Source organism: Roseibium aquae (genome assembly GCF_008711285.1).
GTDB classification, from domain to species: domain Bacteria; phylum Pseudomonadota; class Alphaproteobacteria; order Rhizobiales; family Stappiaceae; genus Roseibium; species Roseibium aquae.
Genome location: NZ_VXDC01000021.1, coordinates 18,835 through 41,716 on the forward strand (window position 1 = coordinate 18,835; position 22,882 = coordinate 41,716).

A 22,882-nucleotide genomic window follows, 5' to 3' on the forward strand; every position below is an offset into this window, starting at 1 on the left:
CATTTTCCGGGCGCACTTCAAACACCAAAAGACCCGCCGCCATGTTGAAGATCCTGATCATCGAAGACGACCTTGAAGCCGCCGCCTACATGGCGAAAGGACTGAACGAAGCCGGACACTCGGCAGACCGGGCCGCGGATGGCGAGACCGGTCTCGAACAGGCCCAGTCGGGCCGTTACGATGCCCTGATCGTGGACAGGATGCTGCCCAAGCGCGACGGGTTGTCGGTGATCGAGGCCTTGCGGTCATCCGGCAACTACACACCCGTCTTGATCCTGTCGGCTCTCGGCCAGGTGGATGACCGGGTGAAAGGCTTGAAGGCCGGGGGGGACGACTATCTGCCCAAGCCTTATGCCTTTACCGAACTGCTGGCCCGGATCGAGGCGCTGGCCCGCCGGCCCAAGGCCGGAGGCGACGTTGAGACAACCTACCGGGTGGGCGATCTGGTGCTCGACCGGCTGGCCCATTCGTGTTCCCGGGATGGCAAGGAAATCCCGCTGCAGCCGCGCGAATTCCGCCTGCTGGAATATCTCATGCAAAATGCCGGGCAGGTGGTCACGCGCACCATGCTGCTCGAGCATGTCTGGGAATACCACTTCGATCCGCAGACAAATGTCATCGATGTGCATATCTCGCGGCTGAGGGGCAAGATCGACAAGGGTTTCGACAAGGCGCTGCTGCATACGATCCGTGGTGCGGGGTACACGATCCGTGAACCGGCTGGCTAGACTTGCGCGGACCACCGCCTTCAAGCTGTCGATCCTGTATTTCGCGGTCTTCACGGGTTTGACCGGGTTCCTGCTGGTCTACATTTCCCAGAACACCAACCGGCTGATGCTGGCACAGGTCACCCAGACCTTGAACGCCGAAATCACGGGCCTTCCGGAGGAATACGCCCGCGGCGGGGTCCGGGCGCTTGTGGCCAGCATCGACAGCCGGGCCCGGCGGCCCGATGCCAGCCTCTATCTTCTGACCGATTTCGCGGGCAATCTGATCGCGGGCAACATCCGCCAGATGCCGCGGATCTTTCTGGATGAACAGGAGGGCGGCTTCCAGCGCGTCCATTACCTGCGGCTGACCGCCGATGGGGCCGAGGAGCAGCGCGAGGCTCTGGTCCGGATCTTTGACCTGCGTGGAGGCTACCGGCTTCTGGTCGGCCGCGACCTTGGGGAAACCCGGATCCTCGTCAACATCCTGTCCGAAGCGCGCATCCTGTGGATCGGCGTCGTCGTGATCATGGCCCTTGTCACCTGGGTGTTCGTCAACCGGCGCGTGATGCGCCGCATCGATGACATCGCCGACACCAGCCGGACAATCATGCAAGGGGACTTGTCCGGCCGCCTGCCGATGGCGGGCACGGATGACGAATTCGACCGCCTGGCAGGCAACCTCAACCGGATGCTGGAACGTATCGAGGTGCTGATGCAGGGCATGAAGGATGTCACCGACAACATCGCCCATGACCTGAAAACGCCGCTGACCCGGCTGCGCACCCGGGTCGAGACCGCCCTGCGGGACGCAAAGACGGATGCCGAATACCGCGAGGCCTTGGAGGCGACGCTGGACGAGTCCGACAATCTCATCCGCATCTTCAACAGCCTCCTGCACATCGCCCGGATCGAGGCGATGGCGTCGGGCGACGCGATGGAACCGGTCGATCTCAAGCCGTTGATCGAGGAACTGGCCGATCTGTATGCGCCGCTCGCCGAGGATTGTGGCGGGGCGTTGGAGATCCGGGTCGAGCCCGGCCTGGCCGCCCGGTGCAACGCTGGCCTGATCACGCAGGTTCTGGTCAACCTGATCGAGAACGCCTTGAAATATGCCGGCCGGGCCGGAACGCCCCTGAAGATCGAGGTGTCCGCGCAACGGCGGGCAGGACGCGCCTGGATCAGCGTGTCGGACAACGGACCTGGAATCCCCGCCGACATGCGCGGCTCTGTCACCGACCGGTTCGTGCGTCTGGACGAAAGCCGCAGCGAACCGGGACACGGTTTGGGATTGAGCCTTGTGCGGGCCGTTGCGCGCTTGCATGGCGGGGAGGTGGAGTTGCAAGATGCCGCTCCGGGCCTGACGGTGAGTTTCGATCTGGCCCTTGAGAATCTGGAAGAGGACAGGGCGAGGGATGAGCGAGACGGCCGCAACGGAGCTGGCAGGAGAGACCGGTAGGCCGGGTGACGAAAAGGAGGCCTTGAACGCCCGGATAAAGACACTGCCCGTCAATCCCGAACCGGAGCGCAGCAACCTTTTCTTGAAGGACCTGTGCGACCGGCCGTCGTCATCCGGGCGGGAAGCCCTCAGCGATGTCTTCTCGCGTGATCCCGGATGCGAAGCATTCGTGGGCGCGGTTCTGGCGAATTCGGCTTATTTGCGGGACCTGATGATGGCGGACGCCGACCGGTTGGCGGGCGTTTTGACCGAAGCGCCAGAAGCCCGTTTGACACGGTTGATCGAAGCGGCGCGCGACACCCAGGCCGGCACGGAAGCCGAGCTGATGGCCGCCTTGCGCAAGCTCAAGCAGGATCTGGCTCTGACCCTCGGACTGTCCGACATCGCCGGCGCGGTGGATCTTGACGTGGTGACCGGGGCGCTTGCCCGCTTTGCCGATGCGGCGCTGACGGCGGCGATCCGCTTTTGCCTCACCGATCTCGCGAACAAGAACAAATTCAAGCCGGCCGATCCCGACCGGCCCGAGATCGGCTCGGGTCTCATTGTTCTGGCCATGGGCAAGCACGGGGCCAATGAACTCAATTATTCTTCCGATATCGATCTGATCGTCCTGTACGACCCGCAAACGGCGCCGATGGCCGGATCCGCCGAAGCGCCGGTCGAATTCGTCCGCCTCACCCGGCGGCTGGTCAAGATTATGCAGGACCGGACCGCCGACGGCTATATCTTCCGGACCGACCTGCGCTTGCGCCCCGACCCTGGCGCCACGCCGCTGGCGATGTCGGTGCCAGCCGCGCTCTCCTACTATGAATCGCTGGGTCAGAACTGGGAACGGGCGGCGCTGATCAAGGCGCGCCCGTGCGCCGGTGACATTCCGGCGGGCGAGGCCTTTCTGCGCGAGATCGTCCCCTTTATCTGGCGCAAGTATCTGGACTTCGCCGCCATTGCCGATGTCCAGGCGATCAAGCGCCAGATCCATATGCACAAGGGCCACGGCGCGATTGCCGTGGCCGGTCACAACGTCAAGCTCGGGCGGGGCGGAATCCGGGAAGTAGAGTTCTTCGTCCAGACGCAGCAGCTCATCGCGGGAGGCCGCAATCCTGCGCTGAGGGGACGGCGCACGCTGGACATGCTGGACGGGCTTTTGGAGGCCGGCTGGATCAAGCAGGATGCGCGGGATGACCTGCGGGCGGCCTACACCTTCCTCCGTGCCGTGGAACACCGCATCCAGATGCTCAACGACGAGCAAACCCAGCTCCTGCCAAAGGACGCGGAGGGGTTGACACGGGTCGCCAACCTCATGGGCTTTTCCGATCTGTCCAGCTTCGAAACCGCCTTTGTCGGCCATTTGAAACGGGTCCAGGGGCACTATGCCGAGCTTTTCGAGGACGAACCGGCTCTGTCCTCCGAAATCGGCAATCTGGTCTTTACCGGTGACGACCACGATCCGGACACGCTGGAAACGCTGTCCCGGCTCGGGTTCAAACACCCGGCGGAGGCGGCGAACATCATCAAGGCCTGGCATTTCGGCCGCTATCCGGCCATGCGCTCGACCAAGGCCCGCGAACGGCTGACCGAACTGCATCCCGCCCTCATCGGAGCCCTGGCGGCGACAGACAACGCGGACGCGGCCTTGCGCGCGTTCGACGGGTTTCTGGCCAAGCTTCCGGCCGGCGTTCAGCTCTTCGCGCTCCTGCGCTCCAATCCGCATCTGTTGCATTTGCTGGCGACCGCCATGGGCGCGGCTCCCCGCCTTGCGGAGACCGTCTCGCGCCGGGTGCATGTGCTGGACAGTGTGCTCGATCCTGCGTTCTTCGGCGCCATGCCCAGCGTGGACGAGTTCCGGTCCGGTCTCGACCGCACGCTGGCCCAGGCCCGGTTTTACGAAGAGGCGTTGGACCGTGCCCGGATTTTCGCCCAGGAGCAGCAGTTCCTGATCGGGTTGCGTCTGATTTCGGACACGCTGACCGCCGACAAGGTGGGGTTCGCGCTCGCCCGGCTGGCCGAAGTGGTGGTCGACCGGATCTTGCACCGGGTCGTCGATCATGTCGGCGATTCCCATGGATTTGTCCCCGGGGGGGAGTATGCGGTGCTGGCGATGGGCAAGCTCGGCGGGCGGGAAATGACCGCCTCCTCCGATCTCGACCTGATCCTGCTGTACCACCCGCCCGATGGCGTCAAGCAATCCGACAGCAAGCGCCCGCTTGCCATCACCCAATACTACACGCGCCTCACACAGCGGTTGGTCACCGCGCTGTCTGCACCCACCGCGGAAGGAAGCCTCTACGAGGTGGATTTCCGTTTGCGCCCTTCGGGCAATGCCGGGCCGCTTGCCACCAATCTGGATGGGTTCATCGCCTATCAGAAATCCGAGGCCTGGACGTGGGAACACATGGCGCTCACCCGGGCCCGTGTGATCGCCGCGTCTTCGCCCCGGTTCGAGGCGCGGATCCGGTCGGTCTTGTGCGAAACGCTGGCGCAGCCCCGTGAAAGGCCTGCCCTCGCCGACAGCGTGCGCTCGATGCGGGCGCGGATCGAAAAGGAAAAGGGCAGCAAGGACATTTGGGATCTCAAACAAGTCGCGGGCGGACTTGTCGATATCGAGTTCATCGCCCAGTTCCTGCAACTGGCCCATTGCGCGGACCAGCCCGGGCTGCTTGAGCAGAGCACCGAAGGGGCGCTAACGAAACTGCGCGATGCCAGCGTCCTGGCGCCTGCGGATGCCGACAGCCTGTTGAATGCGCTGCGCCTTTACCACCGTCTCACGCAGGTGCTGCGGATGGTCCTGTCCGGCCGGTTCGTGCCCGCCGAAGCGCCGGGCGGGGTTCTCGATCTTCTGATCCGGGCGGCGGGCGCGCCGAACCTCCAACATCTGGAACTGGAGCTGGTGGAAACCCAGGCGGCTGTCCGCGATTGTTTCATCCGCCTCGTCGGGCCTGTGGAGGCGGTGGAGGGAAAGTAGGCGCGCAAGTTGGCGGCGGCCCTGTCTGGCCCGTTTCCCACGGATTGCCATCCTTCGCGACGCGGCGGTGCCGCTCCTCAGGATGAGGCTGGGTCGTGCGCCTTGGGGAGGCTCGCCGTGCACCCCCTCATCCTGAAAGGTTTTGTCCGGCCTTGCATGGTGCTCATCGTGAAAGTGTTGACCAGCCTCGCTTGCCCTCATCCTGAGAAGGGCCGGCAGGCCCGTCTCGAAGGATCGCGCTCCGCTCCAAACCTCATCCTGAGGAGGGCCGGCAGGCCCGTCTCGAAGGATGGCGGCACATGAGGTGCGGGCGCCATTGGCGGCGGACACGTTGCAAGCCCGGTGCTGTCCGTCTTCCGGGGCGGCACGTGAGGGGCGTGCGATTAAAGCAGATCCGGCTGAAGTTCGGCGTCCTCGCCTGCGGTCGGCAAGGTGAAACTGACCTTGGTGCCTTCGCCGAGTGTGGAGGTAATGTCCAGCTTGCCGCCATGCAGCTCGACCAGGGAGCGGGCGATGGCAAGGCCGAGACCGGAACCCTGGTGTGTCTTGGTGAACTGGTTTTCCACCTGCACGAAGGGCTGGGCAAGACGCTTGATATCCTTGGCCGAGATGCCGATGCCGGTGTCCGAAATGTCGAAGCGGATGCGGTTGTCGCTCGCCTGCGCCTTCAGGCGGACCGATCCGCTGTCCGGCGTAAATTTCACGGCGTTGGCAAGGAGGTTCAGCAGAATCTGCTTCAAGGCCCGCTTGTCGGCCCGCACGGCCAGACCGTCCTCGACCTCGCAATCCACCCGGATGTCCTTTTCCCGCGCGGCGGCCGACATGATGCGGGCGGCATCGCGGGCGGCTTCATCCGCCGACAGGATTTCCGTTTCGATCGCCATCCGGCCGGCCTCGATCTTCGACATGTCGAGAATGTCGTTGATCACGTTGAGCAAATAGGTGCCGGAATTGTGGATGTCCTTGCTGTAGTCGGCGTAGCGTTCCGTGCCCAGGGGGCCGAACATTTCCTTGGTCATGATGTCGGAAAAGCCGATGATGGCGTTCAGCGGCGTGCGCAGCTCGTGGGAAATGTTGGCGAGGAACTCGGATTTGGCCTTGTTGGCGTTCTCCGCCCGGGTCTTTTCCTCGGAGTATTTGTCGGCCAGCTCCTCCAGCTGCTTTGCCTGCAGTTCCAGCGTCCTGCGGGAGGCGGTGAGATCGGCGACGGTCGCCATCAGGCGCTTTTCGCTGTCCATGAGGTTTTCCTCATGGCGCTTGAGGGCGGTGATGTCGGTGCCGACGGACACGAACCCGCCATCCTTGGTGCGGCGCTCGGAAATCTGCAGCCAGCGGCCATCGTCGAGCTGGGCTTCATAGCTGCCTTCGGGCGCGTCGGTGCGCTGGCTGATCTTGACCGGCTGCGGCGAGACCTGGGTGTTCTCCGCCGCTGCCATGACGGCCTTGTAGGGCGTTCCGGGTTTCACTGCATGGGCCGGCAGGCCATGAAGCCGCTGATAATTGGAATTGCAGATCACCAGTTCATTGTTGGCATTCCACAGAACGAACGCTTCGGAGATCGTTTCAATGGCATCGCGCAGGCGCAGATCGGCGGTGCGGCTCATTTCCGCGAGCCGGTGCTGCTCGGTAACATCGATGCAGATACCGATCAGGTGAGGTTCCCCCCTTCCGGGCTCGGTCTGGATTTCCCCGCGCGTGCGCAGCCAAACCCAGTGGCCATCGGCATGGCGCATGCGGAACATCTGGTCCACGATCCCGCCACCGGCTTCCAGCAGGTCCTCGGCAAGTGCAAGGAGATCCACATCGTCCGGGTGGGTCATCGCCGATATTTCGGAAAAGCTCAGGACATCGTCCTTGGGCGTGCGCCCGAGCATCTCGTAGAGCGAGGACGACCAGAAAAACCGGCCGCGCGCCAGGTCCCAATCGAACAGGCCGCAGCGGCCCAGTGTCAGGGCGGTGTCGATCCGGCCGCGGCTGGCGGCATAGGTCTCGTCCGCCTGCTCGACCCGGTTCGCCTGGGTGTAAAAGGCATAGACCAGCATCAGCAGGATGGAGGCGGTCCCGACGAACAGGGTCACATTGACCGACAGGTCGCTGCGCCAGTCCTCAAATATCGCGGTTTTCGGCTGGAGGACGGCGATCATGCCGAGCCGGCCGTCGAGGTGGTGCACGGTCGCAAATGCCGCTTCGGGCGTATCGCTGCCATTCAGATCCGCTTTGACGGGCATGACGCCGGCCCTGGCGCCAAAAACAAGCAGGGGCTGGGTGGCGCCGAACACATCGCTGAGCGGCAAGCCGTTCAAGGATGTTTGAAGCGGCGCGCTGGCAATGATGAAGCCATCGGGATCGCTGACAAGCAGGGTTCTGCCGTTGCCCGTTGCCCTGGGGGGCATGCTTTCGGCCAGAATGCGCTGCACCACGGTTTCATGGCCCTGGTCGGGCAAGCCCGGCTCGCCGGCGTTGAGCTGGGTGGCGATGGTGGTGGCAATCAGCGCCAAATCCACCCGGCTTTCCTCTTCCGTGGCCTCATAGGCGCTATGCAGTTCGACGCTGCGAATGGTGGCCAGAACAGCGATGAAAATGAGGCACATGGCCGGCACGAGGTGGCGCAGGACCGTTTCGGACCGCGAGACCCGCCGGAAGGCGGCCGCCGCGTTCTCGCGCAGCGTGACCGGCAGCGAGAAGCCGCGCCCGTCGTTGTGTGTAGAGCGGCCAGCACGTCGCAGTGACGCACGGCCGGCAAACGCCCGCGCCATCGGATAATCCCGAAGTTTCTGGTGGTTCCGAAGGCGCGCCGCGCGCCCCGAATCACTTTCATTTGAATCGAGGCGCCTGCTTTTGTCCAGTCGTTCGCAGGAAAAAAATGGTTAACGCGCACAGCAAGAGGGCACTGTCCCGTTAACACTTGCAAGTAGTACCCGCTATTGCAGGCAACGCTCGACAATATCCGCGCTGTCGCGGGACAGATTTCCCGTTTCGAACACGCGTTTCAAGATGGATTCGGCGGCTTTTGCCCGGGCGGTTTCGAGCGATCTCCAGGAGCGGAAGCTGGTCAGGAGCATGGAGGCGACCTGCGGGTTGCGGCCATCGATCGCAAGCGCGCTGTCGGCGACAAATGCGAATCCAGCCCCGTCTTTGCGGGCAAATTGTGTCGGATTGCCCATGGCGAAGGATTGCACCAGCGCGCGGATCCGGTTCGGGTTCGACGCATCGTAGAGCGGATCCCGCGTCAGGGCCCTGAGACGGGCCAAGGTTGCGCCGGACGGGGCGGTTGCTTGCACCTGGAACCATTTGTCCATCGCGAGCGGGGAGCCTGCATGCCTCTTGCGGAATGCGTCCAGCGCCTTGGGGGCATCTGCCAGATCGTGATGGACCAGCAGCGTGAGCGCGGCGATGCGGTCGGTCATGTTGTCAGCCTGTTCGAACCGCCGGGCAATTAGGCGCGCTGTCTCCTCTCCTCCGGTCAAGGCCAGGTACCCCAATGCCTTGTTGACCAGGGCCCGTTGGCCGGCGGCCTTGGCGTCGGGGGAATAGGGACCCGGGACAGGGCTCGCCGCCGCCGTCTCAAACGCGGTGGAATGCGCTGTGGCGATTGCCTTCAAAAGCAACCGTTGCGCGGCGTGGATGGCATCGGGATCGACCGATTGCCCGAGTTCGCGCGCGATATCCAACTCGGTCGGCAGGGTCAGCGCAAGCGCGCGAAACGCCGGTTCAAGCGCATCATCACCCAGCACGCCGCCGAAGGCCTGCACCAGGTCCCGGTCCGGTTCCGCCGGTTCCCCGGCGCGGATATGTCCGGTCAGACGGATGAGTTCCCGCGTCGACAGGGTCTGAAGGGACTGCCAGCGGTTGAATGGGTCGGCGTCGTGGCTTGCCAGAAACAGGAAGTCCTGTGTGTTCTGATCGAGTTCGAGCTGAACGGGCGCTGAGAACCCGCGTCCGAGCGACGGCAGAACCGGGCGGTCGATGCCGTGGAAAGTGACGGTTTGCCGGGCGCGGTCAAGTGTCAGGACATCACCGCGAACCTCCGCGCCATCGATCCGGGCGGGGATGACCTCCTGCCCCCTCTCATCCAGAAGCGCAAAGCGCAGGGGAATGACCGCCGGCTGCGCCGAAGGTTGGCCCGGCAGGGGCGGGATCGTCTGGTTCAGGTGCAATGTCAGCGTCATTGCCTTCCGGTCGTAGGCGGACCGGACCGTGACCTTAGGGGTGCCGGCCTGTTCGTACCACCGGAAGAACTGGGTCAGGTCCTTGCCGGAAGCCTCCTGAAAGCACGCGATGAACGCCTCAATCGTCGTCGCCTCGCCGTCGTGCCGCCTGAAATAAAGGTTCATGCCGTCTCGAAACGCCCCGTCGCCTAGCCAGGTCTTCAGCATACGCACGATCTCAGCCCCTTTCTCATAGACCGTGGCGGTGTAAAAATTATTGATTTCCTTGTATTTTCGAGGCCGGACAGGATGCGCGAGGGGCCCCGCGTCCTCGGGAAACTGGTGGGTCTTCAAAAGCCGGACATCCGAAATCCGTTTGACCGCGCGCGACCGCATGTCGCCAGAGAACTCCTGATCCCGGAAGACGGTCAGGCCTTCCTTGAGGCACAGCTGAAACCAGTCCCGGCACGTGATCCGGTTGCCGGTCCAGTTGTGGAAGTACTCATGGGCGATCACCGCTTCAATATTGGCGTAATCCTGGTCGGTCGCGGTCTCCGGATCGGCAAGGATATACTTGTCGTTGAAGATGTTCAGTCCCTTGTTCTCCATCGCACCCATGTTGAAATCCGACACGGCGACGATGTTGAAGACCTCGAGGTCATATTCCCGGCCAAACACCGTCTCGTCCCAGCGCATGGATCGTTTCAGGGAATCCATGGCCCAGTCGCATAGCCCCTCGCGCCCGTGTTCCACATAGATGTTGAGTGCGACCGGACGACCCGACATGGTTGTGAAACTGTCCGTCACCCTGGCGAGGTCCCCCGCGACAAGGGCGAACAAGTAGGAGGGCTTCGGATGCGGGTCGTGCCAGACGGCGAAATGCCGGTCCGTTCCGGCGATCTTGCCGTGATCCAGCAGATTGCCATTGGACAGCAGGACCGGCGCTTCGCTGGCGCGGGCCTCGATCCGGGTGGTGTAGACGGAAAGCACATCCGGCCGGTCGAGGAAATAGGTGATGCGCCGGAAGCCCTCCGCTTCGCATTGGGTGCAATAGGTGCCCGAGGACCGGTAAAGCCCCATCAGGGCCGTGTTGTTCTCAGGGTCAAGCTGGGTCGTGATCTTGAGCGTGAAGGGTCCGGAGGGCGGGTCCTTGATGTCCAGGCGCGCGGGCGTGGCCATGAAGGCGTTTTGAAGCAGCGGCAGTCCGTTCAACTCCAGCCCGGTGAGGGTCAGTGCGTCGCCATCCAGGACCAGTGGCGTTCCGGCAGTGGTATGGTCCGCGGCCCGGACCCACAATTTGGCTTCCACGCTCGTCGCTGTGGGGGCGAGCTTCACGGTCAGATGGACGCGGTCGATCCGGTAGGGCGAGGGAGTATAGTCTTCGAGACGGATTGCGGGGGCCGCATCTGGACGCATGAAAAACTCCTTGCAGGGCCGCAAGGACGCGGCCGGGGAAACGCTGGTCGTGCCTATGGATTAAGGGGCGCTAACCCATTTCGGCAAGCCGGGCGGTCAGCCGGCTGCCCGGATCTTCGAACGGGTCAAGGATCGTGAAGTGGTTGGCGCCATCGACGATGTGCAGGGTGGAAGTCTGCGCGGCCGCGCCCCAAAGGCTGCTCAGCCTCTGGTTTTGCTCGAGGAACGGAGGCAGCTCGGCGCCGCCGACAACAACGGCCAGATCGTTCAACCGGGGCACGGGGCCGAGCAGGGGGGAGGCTGTCAAGACGGTCGCGGATGTGAGCTTGAGATCGGCATTCACGCTGATTTCAGCAAGCGGCCGCAAATCATAAAGCCCCGAGACAACCATGCCCGCCGCTGTGAGATCCGCTGGCAAATCGAGTGCGCTCCAGTCGGTGGTCAGCAGGTGGCTGACAAGATGCCCGCCGGCGGAGTGGCCAAAGGGCAGCAGCGGACGGTCAAAGGCCCGGGCCAAATGTTCGGCTGCGGCCCGCGCATCTGCCATGATGTCCGGGATCTCAACGCCGGGGCACAGCCGGTAGTTCATCAACGCAACGTCATAGCCATGGGCGTTCAGACCCGCTGCCATGTGGGAAAAGTAGCTCTTGTCGAGGGCGCGCCAGTAGCCGCCGTGAATGAACAGGGCCGTCCTGGGCCGGGGGGTGCCGTCCGGAGGAGCGTGAAAGATGTCGTAGGTGTGGCGGGGATCCGGGCCATAAGCGACGTCGAGGCGGGTTTCACCAAGCGCGGTTTTCCGTGCGCGGTAGTCCGCCGCCGCAGCCTGCCAGCGAAGGAATATATCCGCATAGTCCGGCACTGCGGCGCGGTTGTCATAGTCGGCTTCCCGATGCTGATCGATGCTCATGCCCAAGTCCCTGCGACTGCCGTTCCGGGGCGCACCATAAAGCCCCTTTGGCCCGGTTGCAAAAGCTTCGGCGGGAGGGGCAAGACCGGTTTTGACCTTCTCGCTGGCCCGGTCTATGCAGGGCCGATCGCCACCTGGACCCGGCCGAGACCCGGCGAACCGGTCCGGTGTGCCTGCCTTCCTCATCACAGCCTGCCCAAGCGAGGGACAGGCCGCCAGCAAGGAGCCCTGCCAATGTCCACACCGCTTGAAGGCGTCAAGGTTGTCGAATTTGCCCGTATCCTGGCGGGTCCGTGGATCGGCCAGACGCTTTCGGATCTCGGCGCCGATGTCATCAAGGTCGAAAGCCCCGTCGGCGACGACACGCGCGGCTGGGGGCCCCCGTTCGTCCAGGCGGAAGACGGCAGCGATCTCGACGCGGCCTATTTCCACTCGTGCAACCGGGGGAAACGGTCGATCACTGTGGATTTCCGCACGCCCGAGGGGCAGGAAACAGCCCGCAAGCTGGTCGCGCAGGCCGACATTCTGGTGGAGAACTTCAAGGTCGGCGGATTGGCGAAATATGGGCTCGATTACGACAGTCTCAAACAGGTCAACCCGCGGCTGATCTATTGCTCGGTCACCGGCTTCGGCCAGGACGGGCCTTATGCCCACCGGGCCGGATATGATTTCATGATTCAGGGCATGGGCGGCATCATGGACCTGACGGGCGACCCGAATGGCGAGCCCCAGAAGATCGGCGTGGCCTTCGCCGATATTTTCACCGGCCTTTACGGCGTGATCGGCATCCTTGCGGCGCTGCGGCGCCGGGATTGCACCGGGGAGGGAGAGCAGGTCGACATGGCGCTTCTGGATGCGCAGGTCGGCGTTCTGGCCAATCAGGCCCTGAACTACTTCGTCAGCGGAACATCGCCGCGCCGCCTGGGCAACGCCCATCCTAACATTGTGCCTTACCAGGTCTTCGCGGTCCGCGACGGACACTTGATCATCGCGGTTGGAAATGACGGTCAGTTCGCCAGACTGTGCGGCGTTCTGGGGCGGCCGGACCTTCCCGGACTTCCGGACTATGCGACCAACAAGGCGCGGGTGGCGAACCGGGACAAGCTGGTGGCGATCCTGTCCGAGGAGCTTTTGAGATTTGACCGGTCGGCCCTTCTTGAACTTCTGGAGGCGCAGGGTGTTCCGGCCGGTCCGATCAACAGCGTCGCGGACGTGTTCCATGATCCGCAGGTCTTGCACCGGAACCTCAAGGTGGACCTGCCGGCGACCGGTGCCGCCAGCGGCGGTGTTGCCTCCATCCGCACGCCGATCCGATTTTCAAGCAGCGAGCTCAAACTGACATCCGCCGCCCCGCGTCTTGGCGAGCATACCGAAGAAATCCTGGCCGAATTGGCCGCCATCCCGCCGGCGGAGAACGGGGGGGCGGACTGAACGGCCACCATGCCGCCGTGCCCGCGTGCCGCCGCCCCTGGCGCGGGCAACCCGGCACTGGGCACTGGGCATGCGCAAAACCGGTGAATTTGCAGGTGGCGGTCAATACGGGCATAATTTGGCCTCGGAATCCCGGCATGAGCCGCGGTCCCAGACGCCCGTGATCCGCATGGCGCCCGCGGCACGCGTGTCGTGCGCGGCCGCCCCGTACCAGAGAGCCACCAGCCTTGCTGTTCAATCGATCCGAACATCGCATGAACCTGCCTTTCACCCGGTTGATCGGGTTGGGATTCGGGGCCTTTGTGGCCTGCGCGCTGGCCTTGGTGCTCGGGCTGTCCGTGATGGCGAACTTTCGCAACACGTTCTCTCTTCTCAACGACAAGGCCATCCTAACCGCCCGGTCGATGGAGACCCAGATTCGGACCTATTTCGACGGGGTCGAGGAGTCGGTGATCAATCTGAAGCCGTATTTCGACACGGGCGATCTGGGCTTTGGCAGCGGCGGCGACACCTTGTCGAACATGACCTATGCGATGGCGTCCAACAGCGTGCTGACCGTCCTCGTGGCCACCGATCCGCTTGGACGTCAATTGGGCGTTTACCGCGATCCGGAGGGCAACCTGTTTCCGTTCACGGACAATGCGCCGGATGGCGCAGATCCCAGTTCCCTGCCCGAATTGACCCCGGAGAGCGGCGCGACGTGGGGGAAGCTGCTGCGCAATGAATTCGGTTTGTTCGCCAATGTTTCTGTCCCGCTCGTGCGCGAGGGACAGCTCTACGCCACCCTGACAGCCGCCGTCGCGCTTGAAGAGGTCGCGCTTTCGATTTCAAATCTGGATGAAGGCCCGGATATGACCACCTTCATTCTCGCGGACGGCGATCAGGTTATCATGCATTCCGATGCCACCTGGCTTCAAACGGGCGGGCGCCCGCTGGCTGCGCTGCCCAGTGACAGGCTGGCCTACGGAGATCCGGTGCTGAATGCGATCTACGAAGGTGAGCCGTTGTCCGAGTTCCACAAGGCGGCGGATCTTGGTGTCAAGCTTTCCATGATCGAAGCGGCTGACGATGAATTTCTGATGATGCAGGTGGTGATCCCTGGATACAGCGCCGAGCCCTGGATTCTCGGGCAGTACATCCGCAGCGTCACCTTCTCGAGGGAGGTGCGGCGTCTGGCGGGTTCGGCTTTTGTCGGGTTTATGGCGTTGGTAGTCGCGGTTCTTGCGGCGGTCTGGATTGGCCGGCGGGTGGCCCGTCCCTTGCGGGACCTCGCCAAACAGTCGGCGCGCGTGGGGACCTTGTCCCTGGACGAGGTCGAGCCTTTGCCGCGCAGCCGGGTCGCCGAACTGGATCAGGTGGCTCTCGCTTTCAACGCGATGGTCGAAGGTCTGAAGGCCATGAACATCTATGTGCCGCACTCGCTGTTCATCAAGCTGATGCGGCTGGGCGGCAGCAAGGCCGCCGAAGCGCGCGAAGCGGAACTGACCGTCCTGTTTACCGATATTGTCGGTTTCACGGCTCTGTCACAGAACATGAGCGCCCCGGAGACCGCGCGCGAACTGAACGATCATTTCGCCATCCTGGTCCGTGCCGTGGAAGAGGAGGGCGGGACGGTCGACAAGTTCATTGGCGATGGAATGCTCGCCTTTTGGGGTGCGCCGGATGCCCAGCCCGATCATGCGGCGGCCGCGATACGCGCGGCGCGCAAGATCGCCGAGGGCCTCAGGCAGCGGAACGCGCAGGCTGCAAGGACGGGAGAGCCTGTCATGCACATGCGCATCGGGATTCATACCGGCAGCGCGGTCGTGGGGAATGTCGGGGCCCTTGACCGCTGGAACTACACCGTGGTGGGCGACACGGTGAATGCCGCCGACCGTCTTCAGTCGCTCGGCCGCGAGGTGGAGGCCGATGCGGAAATTCTGATTCTCGCGAGTGCTCAAACGGTCGCCCGGCTGCCAGGCGAGGCCGGCGCCCATCCCGTGGGGGCCGTGGAACTGCGGGGCCGGGCCGGAAACATGGAAGTCTGGCGCATCGACCCGTGTCCGGCACAAGAAGCACTGCACCTCGCCCGGGAGCCCGCCGCCGAGTAGATACGGGAAATAAGCATTTGTTAGGTTTGCGCTCTTACGGTGTGATCCGGCCGAACCACAGCTCCCGGGAGGCGGTGCTTCGATGATAGTTCGCAGCCACTTTCAAGGCGGGTTGGCGGCCGTTGTGGTCTTGGCTGTGGTCCTGTTTTCGTGGCCAGGTCCCCGCGCTGCCGATGACCCTCCGCAGGCGGTCACAATTCTTGCCGTCGACTATCCGCCCTTCGAGATGGCCGACCCGATCGGCGGGCTGCACGGGTTCGATCACGAGGTCGTGGTCGCGGCCTTTGAACGCCGGGGAATAGAGGCCGGCATTCTCTACGTTCCATGGAAACGCGCCTTGTCCGACGTGGAAAAAGGGATGGCTCCGGGCTTGCTGAGTTGTGCGGAAACACCCGAAAGAAGGGCGGTGTTTCATTTCTCCGATCCGCTCAGCCACGACCGCTACGGCGTGGTGACCCGCAGGGAACACCCTGTCGGTGATATTCGGAGCCTGTCGGATCTCAGCGGAAAACTGGTGGCGGTGGTCGCTGGCTATTCGGCGCAGCAGGAACTCGAAACAGTCGGTGCGCGGGTTGTCATTGTGCCCGGTGAATTGAACGGGTTGCGCATGATCATGCGCAACCGGGTTGACTACCTGTATTCCGGGCTCGAAACCATGCAATTCATCGCCTTGCGAAACGATTATCGCCACGAGTTTACCTATATCGAATTGCAGCGGTACACCTACCACTTGTGCTTTTCCAAAGCCCACAAACACAGTCTGGCGCTGCTACGGGAATTCAACGCGGGACTGGTGGAGGTCCGGGCCGATGGCACTTACGACAAGATCCACGCCCGCTATCGCTAGGATCGTCGCCGGTGGCGCGCCCCCTGGTTGGAGCTGAACCTGTTTATCTCTTGCTATCCACCCTGCGCATTGCGGTTCGATGTATAAATATGTTTGTCTTCTCGTGCGATTACGGGATTAAGTATCGACAGTCGTGCGCAGGAAGGATGCCATCTTGAACGTTCTCTCCGTTGAGGAGCTTTCGGTCGACTTTCACACCGCGGAGGGACGGTCCCGGGCGGTGGACCGTGTGTCTTTCGCGGTTCCCGAAAACCGCACGGTCGCTTTGGTCGGCGAATCGGGGTCCGGGAAAACCGTCATTTCCCAGACGATCATGGGCCTTTTGCCGCCGGTTGCCGAAATCAGTTCGGGAAAGGTGGTCCTGTCCGATCCCTCGGGTGAAATCGAACCTGTCGATATCGCGACCTTGGACCGCAAGGGGGCGAAGATGCGCCACCTGCGCGGCAACCGGGTGGCGATCATCTTCCAGGAGCCGATGACATCGCTGTCGCCGCTGCATACGATCGGCGACCAGATCGGTGAGGCTGCCGAGCTTCACCGCGGGGTCGGGCGCGCGGAAGCCCGCGAACTCACCCGCGAGATGCTGCGGCTGGTTCGCTTCCCGGATCCGCAGCGCGGGCTCGATGCCTACCCGTTCGAATTGTCCGGCGGCTTGCGGCAGCGGGCCATGATCGCGATGGCCATGATCTGTCATCCGGCGCTGCTCATCGCCGATGAGCCCACGACCGCGCTCGATGTCACGATCCAGGCGGAAATCCTCAAACTCATCAAGGACGTGCAGTCCGAGTTGCGCATGTCCGTTTTGATGATCACCCACGATTTCGGGGTGGTTGCGAACATGGCCGACGAGGTGGTGGTGATCTATCACGGCCGGATCATGGAACGGGGGACGGCGGAACAGCTTTTCTCCAACCCGCAGCATGACTACCTCAAAGCGCTGTTGAATGCGGTGCCGAGCTTCGACATGGACCGGTCCGAACGTCTCGTGCCGATCCGGCCGATCACGGTAAAGGCCGAGGATCTGAAGAAAAGCCGTCCCGATTGCCGGGTTGCGCCCGGAGAACCGCTCGTTCAGGTCAAGGACGTCACCAAGCGTTTCACCTTGCGCAAGGGCGGCCTGCTGGGTGCGCGCACCGCGACCATGACGGCGCTCGATCAGGTCAACCTGACCATCCGGCGGGGGGAATGTCTTGGGGTTGTCGGGGAATCGGGGTCCGGAAAGACCACGGTGGCCAAGACGATCCTTCGGGCGCTAGACATCAATGAAGGGGAAATCCTCTACAACAAGGGCGAGGGCCTGTCGGATGTATCTCATCTGAGAGGGGACGCCTTGATGGACTACCGGCGCCGGGTCCAGCTCATCTTCCAGGACCCGTTCTCCTCTCTCAATCCGCGCATGACGGTGAACGACATCCTGACCGAGCCGCTGGAGATCCATGGCATCGGCACGGCGGAAGAACGGGCGGAGCGGGCGCGCAGCCTGATGAGCCTGGTCGGGCTCGATGCGCGCTATTTGCGGCGCTATCCGCATTCGTTTTCCGGCGGGCAGCGGCAGCGGATCGGGATCGCGCGGGCTCTGGCGCTCAATCCGGAATTCATCTTGTGCGACGAGCCGACCTCGGCGCTGGATGTGTCGGTTCAGGCCCAGATCCTCAACCTCCTTCAGGACCTGAAGCGCGACCTCGGCCTGACCTACCTGTTCGTGAGCCACAACCTTGCCGTCGTCGACTACATCGCCGACCGGATCGTTGTCATGTGCCGGGGCCGCGTCGTCGAGGTCGGCGAAACGCGCGAGGTGGTCTCCAACCCGCTTCATCCCTACACGAGGGCGCTGTTGTCGGCGGTGCCGGAGCCGGACCTCAACGAGAAACTGGATTTCGCGGCGCTCGACGCCGGACGGGCTTCCGAGCCCGGGGACTGGCCGGAGCCGTTCCGTTTGGGCGACGGCACGGTACCGCACCTCATCGAAATGAAACCGGATCACTTTGTCTGTGCGCCGGGCCTTTACGGGCGGCACGCACAAGAAGGGACTGCAGCATGAAACCGTTCAAATGGATGCGTCCGGCCCTATGCACGGCGGCGCTGACGTTGTTCGCATGGCCGGTAACGGCTCTGGAATTGAAGGAGACAAGCGGGATCGATCCCTCCCTGCCACCGGTCGCGGAGCGGGTGCCGAGCGAACCGCTCGTGGTCGATCTGGCGGAAAAGGGCCGGGTGACCGGGACGCAAGGCGGCGCGTTGAACACCTTGATCGGCCGGTCGAGAGATGTGCGGCTGATCAATGTGTGGGGCTATGCCCGCCTGGTCGGTTACACCGAGGATCTTGATCTGGTTCCCGACATCCTGAAGTCCGTTGAGGTCGAGGATGGCCGCATCTTTACCTTCGAGCTTCGCGAAGGCCACAAATGGTCTGACGGACATCCGTTCACCGCCGAGGATTTCCGCTATTTCTTCGAAGATATCGCGTCCAACGAAGAACTGATGCCGTCCGGAATTCCGAAGTTCCTGCTGGTCGACGGCCAGCCGCCCAAATTCGAGGTTCTTGACGAAACCACGGTCCGCTATTCGTGGGACAAGCCAAATCCGCTCTTTTTGCCAGAACTTGGGAAAGCCCGCCCGCCGTTCATCTACCGGCCGGCGCATTACCTGCGCCAGTTCCACGAGAAATACGGCGAGACGGCTTTCATCGAGGAGCAGGCCGGTGATGTGAAGGCCAGGGGCTGGGCCTCGCTGCACAACAAGAAGGACGACATGTACAATGCGCGTAACATTGACATGCCCAGCCTGCAGCCATGGATCCGCCTGAACGACGACAGTGACCGCCGGTTCAAGCTGGTGCGCAACCCCTATTATCATCGGGTCGACAGCACGGGGCAGCAGCTTCCCTATATCGATGAAGTCATCATGACGGTCGCCGATGGCAAGCTGATCCCGGCCAAGACCCAGGCAGGTGAGACCAATCTGCAAGCACGCAACCTGAGCTTCGCCGACATCACCGTTCTGAAGCAGGGCGAGCCGCAGCAAGGTTACTCGACCAATCTGTGGCTCAACACCAAGGGCTCGGAAATCTCGCTTCTGCCCAACCTGACGGTCAAGGATCCGGTGTGGCGGGAACTCAACCGGGACCGGCGGTTCCGCCAGGCCCTGTCGCTGGGCATCGACCGGGAGTTGATCAACAAGGTGCTGTTCTTCGGTCTCGGCCGGGCAGGCAACGACACGGTGTTGCAGGCAAGCCCGCTGTTCGAGCCCCACTATGTCACTCAGAATGCCCAATACGATCCGGACAAGGCCAATGCGCTTCTGGATGAGATCGGCCTGGTCGAGCGCCGCGGCGACGGCATCCGTCTGTTGCCGGACGGGCGTCCGCTGGAGATTATTGTCGAGACCGCGGGCGAGAGTGACACGGAGATCGATGCGCTGGAACTGATCGGGGAAACCTGGCGGGAAATCGGCGTCAAACTGTTCGCCAAGCCCAGCCAGCGCGACATCCTGCGCGAGCGGGCGATCACCGGCGATCTGGTGATGGCCGTTTGGAGCGGGTTTGAAAACGGGATCCCCACCTCCGAAATGCCGCCCGACGATTATGTCCCGGTGTGGAGCGACCGGCTCAACTGGCACGAGTGGGGCAACTATTTCGAGACCAGCGGCGCGCGCGGCGAAAAGCCGGATTGGGAACCGGCCGCGCGGCTGACCGAGCTGTATAATCAGTGGTTGTCTTCCCGGACGGCCGCGGAACGCTCGGAAATCTGGACCGAGATTCTCGAGATCCACGCACAGGAGACGATCCATATCGGCTTGGTATCGGCGGTGCGCCAGCCGGTCGTGGTTCATGGCGTCGGCAACGTGCCGTCCGAGGCTTTCTACGGCTGGGATCCCGGAGCGCATTTCGGCGTGCACCGGATGGATGAGTTCTTCTTGAAGGGCAAATGACATTGGCCATCACGGCGGTTTGGCGCAGGCCGGGCCGCCGTGATGGCCGGGCACCAGGGAGTTGCCGGGAAGGGCGACCGGGTGGTGCAGGAGCGATGCCAGGTCGAGGCTGTCACACTTTGGAAATACGAAACCCGTTATGCCGGGAAGGCCGACGACTCGGTCAGGGGTTTCATGCACACGTACCTGGGGGAGCTATAGGTGCTGTCTTACATCATCCGCCGTATCCTGCTGATGATCCCGACCATGCTGGCGATCAGCTTCTTGATCTTCTTCATCATCGAGCTGCCGGCGGGAGACTACATCACGAACCAGATCGCGGCCTTGCGCGCGTCCGGCGAAACGGCGTCCATCGCCAAGCTGGAATTCCTGCGCGCGGAGTTCGCGCTGGACCGGCCGTTTTTCGAGCGTTACCTGATCTGGCTGGGGTGCTGGCCCGGGCCGAACGGATTTGATGGCCTGATCCAGGGCAACTGGGGCTGGTCGTTCGAGTTCGACCGTCCGGTCTCGGAGGTGGTCGGACCGACCCTGCCGCTGACCATCGTGTTGAATTTCGCCACGATCCTGTTCGTCTATATCGTGTCGTTCCCCATCGGCATGTATTCGGCGACCCGCCAGTATTCGTGGGGCGACTATGGCTTCACCTTTCTCGGCTATATCGGGCTGGCCACACCCAATTTCCTTCTGGGTCTGATCCTGCTGTATCTGTTCAACCGGTGGTTCGGGCTGTCGGTGGGCGGCTTGATGGCCCCTGAATACATCGATCAGCCCTGGAGTGTCGACAAGGCGCTGTCGGTGCTTGCGCATCTCATCGTCCCGACCATCGTCATCGGCACGGCCGGAACAGCCGCGATGATCCGCCGGTTGCGAGCCAACCTGCTGGACGAATTGCACAAGCAATATGTCACCACGGGCCGGGCCAAGGGGCTTACCGAGGGCCGGCTCCTGTACAAGTATCCGCTGCGGATGGCGCTGAACCCCTTCATCGCGGACATCGGCAACCTGATCCCGTCGCTTGTCTCCGGCTCGGTGATCGTGTCGGTCGTCCTGAACCTGCCGACCGTGGGGCCCGTGCTGCTGTCGTCCCTGCAGAGCCAGGACCAGTTCCTGGCGGGTTTCATCCTTTTGTTCGTCGCGGTCCTGACGCTGATCGGCATGCTGGTTTCCGACCTGCTGCTGGCCGTCCTTGACCCGCGTATCCGTCTTGGCGGGAGGGCCACCCGATGACCGGCGAGCGTTCGGATTTGACCCATGCCCCCGCAGGCAAGCGGGAGGTGGAGCACTATGTCGATCCCCAGCCCTTCGATCCGGGCTCCGTTGAGGAACTGACGCCGGAGCAGGAGCGCTTCTATCAGGCCTCGCAATGGCAGATCATGTGGTGGAAGTTCAAGCGGCACAAACTGGCCGTCTGGTCGGGCGTGGTGCTCATCCTGTTCTATCTGTGTGTGCCGTTCGCGGAGGTGATCGCGCCCTATACGGCCAACACCCGCGACAGCAATCACCTCTACGCCCCGCCCCAACCGCTTCATCTGTTCCACGAAGGCCGGTTCGTCGGGCCGTTCGTTTACGGCATGAAGTCCGAACTGGACATGACCAACCTGAAATGGGTCTTTTCCGAGGACCGCACGGACGTTCAGCCGGTCCGCTTCTTCTGTTCCGGTGATCCCTATAAGTTCTGGGGACTGCTCGACGCGGATTTCCATCTGTTCTGCCCGGCGGAAGGGGGAACCTTGTTCCTTCTGGGCACGGACCGGCTCGGCCGCGACATGCTCTCCGGGCTGATCTACGGCGCCCGGATCTCGCTCACGGTCGGATTGGTCGGAGTGGCGATATCCATCGTTCTGGGGCTCTTTTTCGGCGGCATCGCCGGATATTTCGGGGGGATCGCGGACAACGTGATCCAGCGGATCATCGAGATCATGCGCTCGCTGCCGGAGCTTCCGCTCTGGATGGCGCTTTCCGCCGCCTTGCCGGTGACCTGGAACCCGGTCTGGATCTATTTCGGCCTGACCATCATTCTCGGTCTTCTGGACTGGCCGGGGCTGGCGCGGGCGGTGCGTTCGAAACTTCTGTCCCTGCGCGAGGAGGAATATGCGCAGGCGGCGGTCTTGATGGGCGCAAAGCCCAAGCGGGTGATCACCCGGCATCTGCTACCGGGGTTTTCGAGCCATGTCATCGCGTCCGCGAGCCTGTCGATCCCGAGCATGATCCTCGGCGAAACGGCGCTGTCCTTCCTCAATCTCGGCCTGCGGCGGCCCGCCGTTTCCTGGGGTGTGTTGCTCAACGAGGCGCAGAACATTTCTGTCGTGACGGTCTATCCATGGCTGATGGCACCCGTCATCCCGATTATCATCGTGGTCCTGGCCTTCAACTTCCTCGGCGATGGCCTGCGGGACGCGGCCGACCCGTACAAGTGAGTTAATCAGATATCCGGATCCTGTTTTGCCGGGATAAGGCGGGGCTATCAAGGATTACCAAGGTAATGGGCAAACGGCGCCATGATCCGGGCATGGTAGAAAACAGTGTCCAAAGGATCGCGCAGGGGGCTGTCACTGGTGCACGGAAGCCGTCTCCCACGCACTGAGCGGCGTTTGTTTGGTGAGCCAGGGGGTTGGTGCGATCCGATCCGCCCGGCGATAATTGGTCCGAGGGGGGCATCGTCCAGTTAAATGCCATCGAGATCCCCCTCGATGTCCTTATCGAAATCTAACTTCGAACTCTTGCCAGCACACCTGCTTATAAGATGGGCGGGAAATACCGCAGCACCGTCTATCTGTTCGCCGAAGCCGGTCGGGCGGCTGTTGAGTGCGCGCTCCACCGCTTGCAAGAGGGTTTCGCGCAACCCCTTGTGACCCAAGGGTAGTGTCAAATATCTTTCGCACTTTCGTTTTCAGGCGACGGCTCCGTGTGCTTGGTTCTGCTCTTGGTAGAGCGGCGCCATGTTGATGTATTTTTGCGCTGACCATTTACCGGCCGCGATGTGCC

General features: G+C 62.9%; 13 protein-coding genes. 10 read left to right on the forward strand and 3 right to left on the reverse strand.

Translation table 11 applies throughout. From position 1 onward, the window contains the following. Nucleotides 1-41 precede the first annotated feature (41 nt). The 3 genes from F0184_RS19725 to F0184_RS19735 are packed head-to-tail and all read left to right on the forward strand — an operon-like array spanning nt 42 to nt 5,128. Nucleotides 42-728 (forward strand): response regulator transcription factor, encoded by a 687-nt coding sequence (locus tag F0184_RS19725; protein WP_150497868.1) that lies wholly within the window; start codon nt 42-44, stop codon nt 726-728. Then, nucleotides 712-2,166, forward strand: a complete 1,455-nt coding sequence (locus F0184_RS19730) for a sensor histidine kinase (RefSeq protein ID WP_150497869.1) — start codon at nt 712-714, stop codon at nt 2,164-2,166. The genes F0184_RS19725 and F0184_RS19730 overlap by 17 nt, the downstream gene beginning before the upstream one ends. After that, complete coding sequence (locus F0184_RS19735) at nt 2,123-5,128, forward strand: bifunctional [glutamine synthetase] adenylyltransferase/[glutamine synthetase]-adenylyl-L-tyrosine phosphorylase (RefSeq protein ID WP_150497870.1); 3,006 nt, start codon at nt 2,123-2,125, stop codon at nt 5,126-5,128. Before F0184_RS19730 ends, F0184_RS19735 begins: the two co-directional genes overlap by 44 nt. A 383-nt stretch (nt 5,129-5,511) precedes the next feature. On the opposite strand, the gene F0184_RS19740 is transcribed toward F0184_RS19735, so the two are convergent. The 3 genes from F0184_RS19740 to F0184_RS19750 all read right to left on the reverse strand — a co-directional run bounded on the left by F0184_RS19740 (nt 5,512) and on the right by F0184_RS19750 (nt 11,599). Beyond that, complete coding sequence (locus F0184_RS19740; RefSeq protein WP_150497871.1) at nt 5,512-7,884, reverse strand: sensor histidine kinase; 2,373 nt, start codon at nt 7,882-7,884, stop codon at nt 5,512-5,514. A gap of 165 nt (nt 7,885-8,049) precedes the next feature. Beyond that, nucleotides 8,050-10,692 (reverse strand): aminopeptidase N, encoded by a 2,643-nt coding sequence (gene pepN / locus F0184_RS19745; protein ID WP_150497872.1) that lies wholly within the window; start codon nt 10,690-10,692, stop codon nt 8,050-8,052. A gap of 70 nt (nt 10,693-10,762) precedes the next feature. Continuing rightward, nucleotides 10,763-11,599, reverse strand: coding sequence for an alpha/beta hydrolase (locus F0184_RS19750; RefSeq protein ID WP_172972173.1), 837 nt, complete (start codon nt 11,597-11,599; stop codon nt 10,763-10,765). Nucleotides 11,600-11,833: 234 nt separating this feature from the next. On the opposite strand from F0184_RS19750, the gene F0184_RS19755 reads away from it, so the two are divergent. The 7 genes from F0184_RS19755 to F0184_RS19785 all read left to right on the forward strand — a co-directional run bounded on the left by F0184_RS19755 (nt 11,834) and on the right by F0184_RS19785 (nt 22,314). Then, a complete protein-coding gene (locus F0184_RS19755) occupies nt 11,834-13,030 on the forward strand; it encodes a CaiB/BaiF CoA transferase family protein (protein WP_150497874.1) in 1,197 nt (398 codons plus the stop codon). Between the two features lie 254 nt (nt 13,031-13,284). Further along, the gene (locus F0184_RS19760) at nt 13,285-15,120 is read left to right on the forward strand and encodes an adenylate/guanylate cyclase domain-containing protein (RefSeq protein WP_150497875.1); all 1,836 of its coding nucleotides are present in this window, start codon (nt 13,285-13,287) and stop codon (nt 15,118-15,120) included. A gap of 82 nt (nt 15,121-15,202) precedes the next feature. Then, nucleotides 15,203-15,967 (forward strand): substrate-binding periplasmic protein, encoded by a 765-nt coding sequence (locus tag F0184_RS19765; RefSeq protein WP_150497876.1) that lies wholly within the window; start codon nt 15,203-15,205, stop codon nt 15,965-15,967. Nucleotides 15,968-16,121: 154 nt separating this feature from the next. Further along, the gene (locus F0184_RS19770; RefSeq protein WP_150497877.1) at nt 16,122-18,008 is read left to right on the forward strand and encodes an ABC transporter ATP-binding protein; all 1,887 of its coding nucleotides are present in this window, start codon (nt 16,122-16,124) and stop codon (nt 18,006-18,008) included. Then, nucleotides 18,005-19,897 (forward strand): ABC transporter substrate-binding protein, encoded by a 1,893-nt coding sequence (locus F0184_RS19775; RefSeq protein WP_150497878.1) that lies wholly within the window; start codon nt 18,005-18,007, stop codon nt 19,895-19,897. Before F0184_RS19770 ends, F0184_RS19775 begins: the two co-directional genes overlap by 4 nt. 201 nt (nt 19,898-20,098) lie before the next feature. Continuing rightward, a complete protein-coding gene (locus tag F0184_RS19780) occupies nt 20,099-21,124 on the forward strand; it encodes an ABC transporter permease (protein WP_150497879.1) in 1,026 nt (341 codons plus the stop codon). Continuing rightward, nucleotides 21,121-22,314: an ABC transporter permease gene (locus F0184_RS19785; RefSeq protein ID WP_150497880.1), complete on the forward strand. Its 1,194-nt coding sequence runs from the start codon at nt 21,121-21,123 to the stop codon at nt 22,312-22,314. Before F0184_RS19780 ends, F0184_RS19785 begins: the two co-directional genes overlap by 4 nt. Nucleotides 22,315-22,882: the final 568 nt, after the last annotated feature.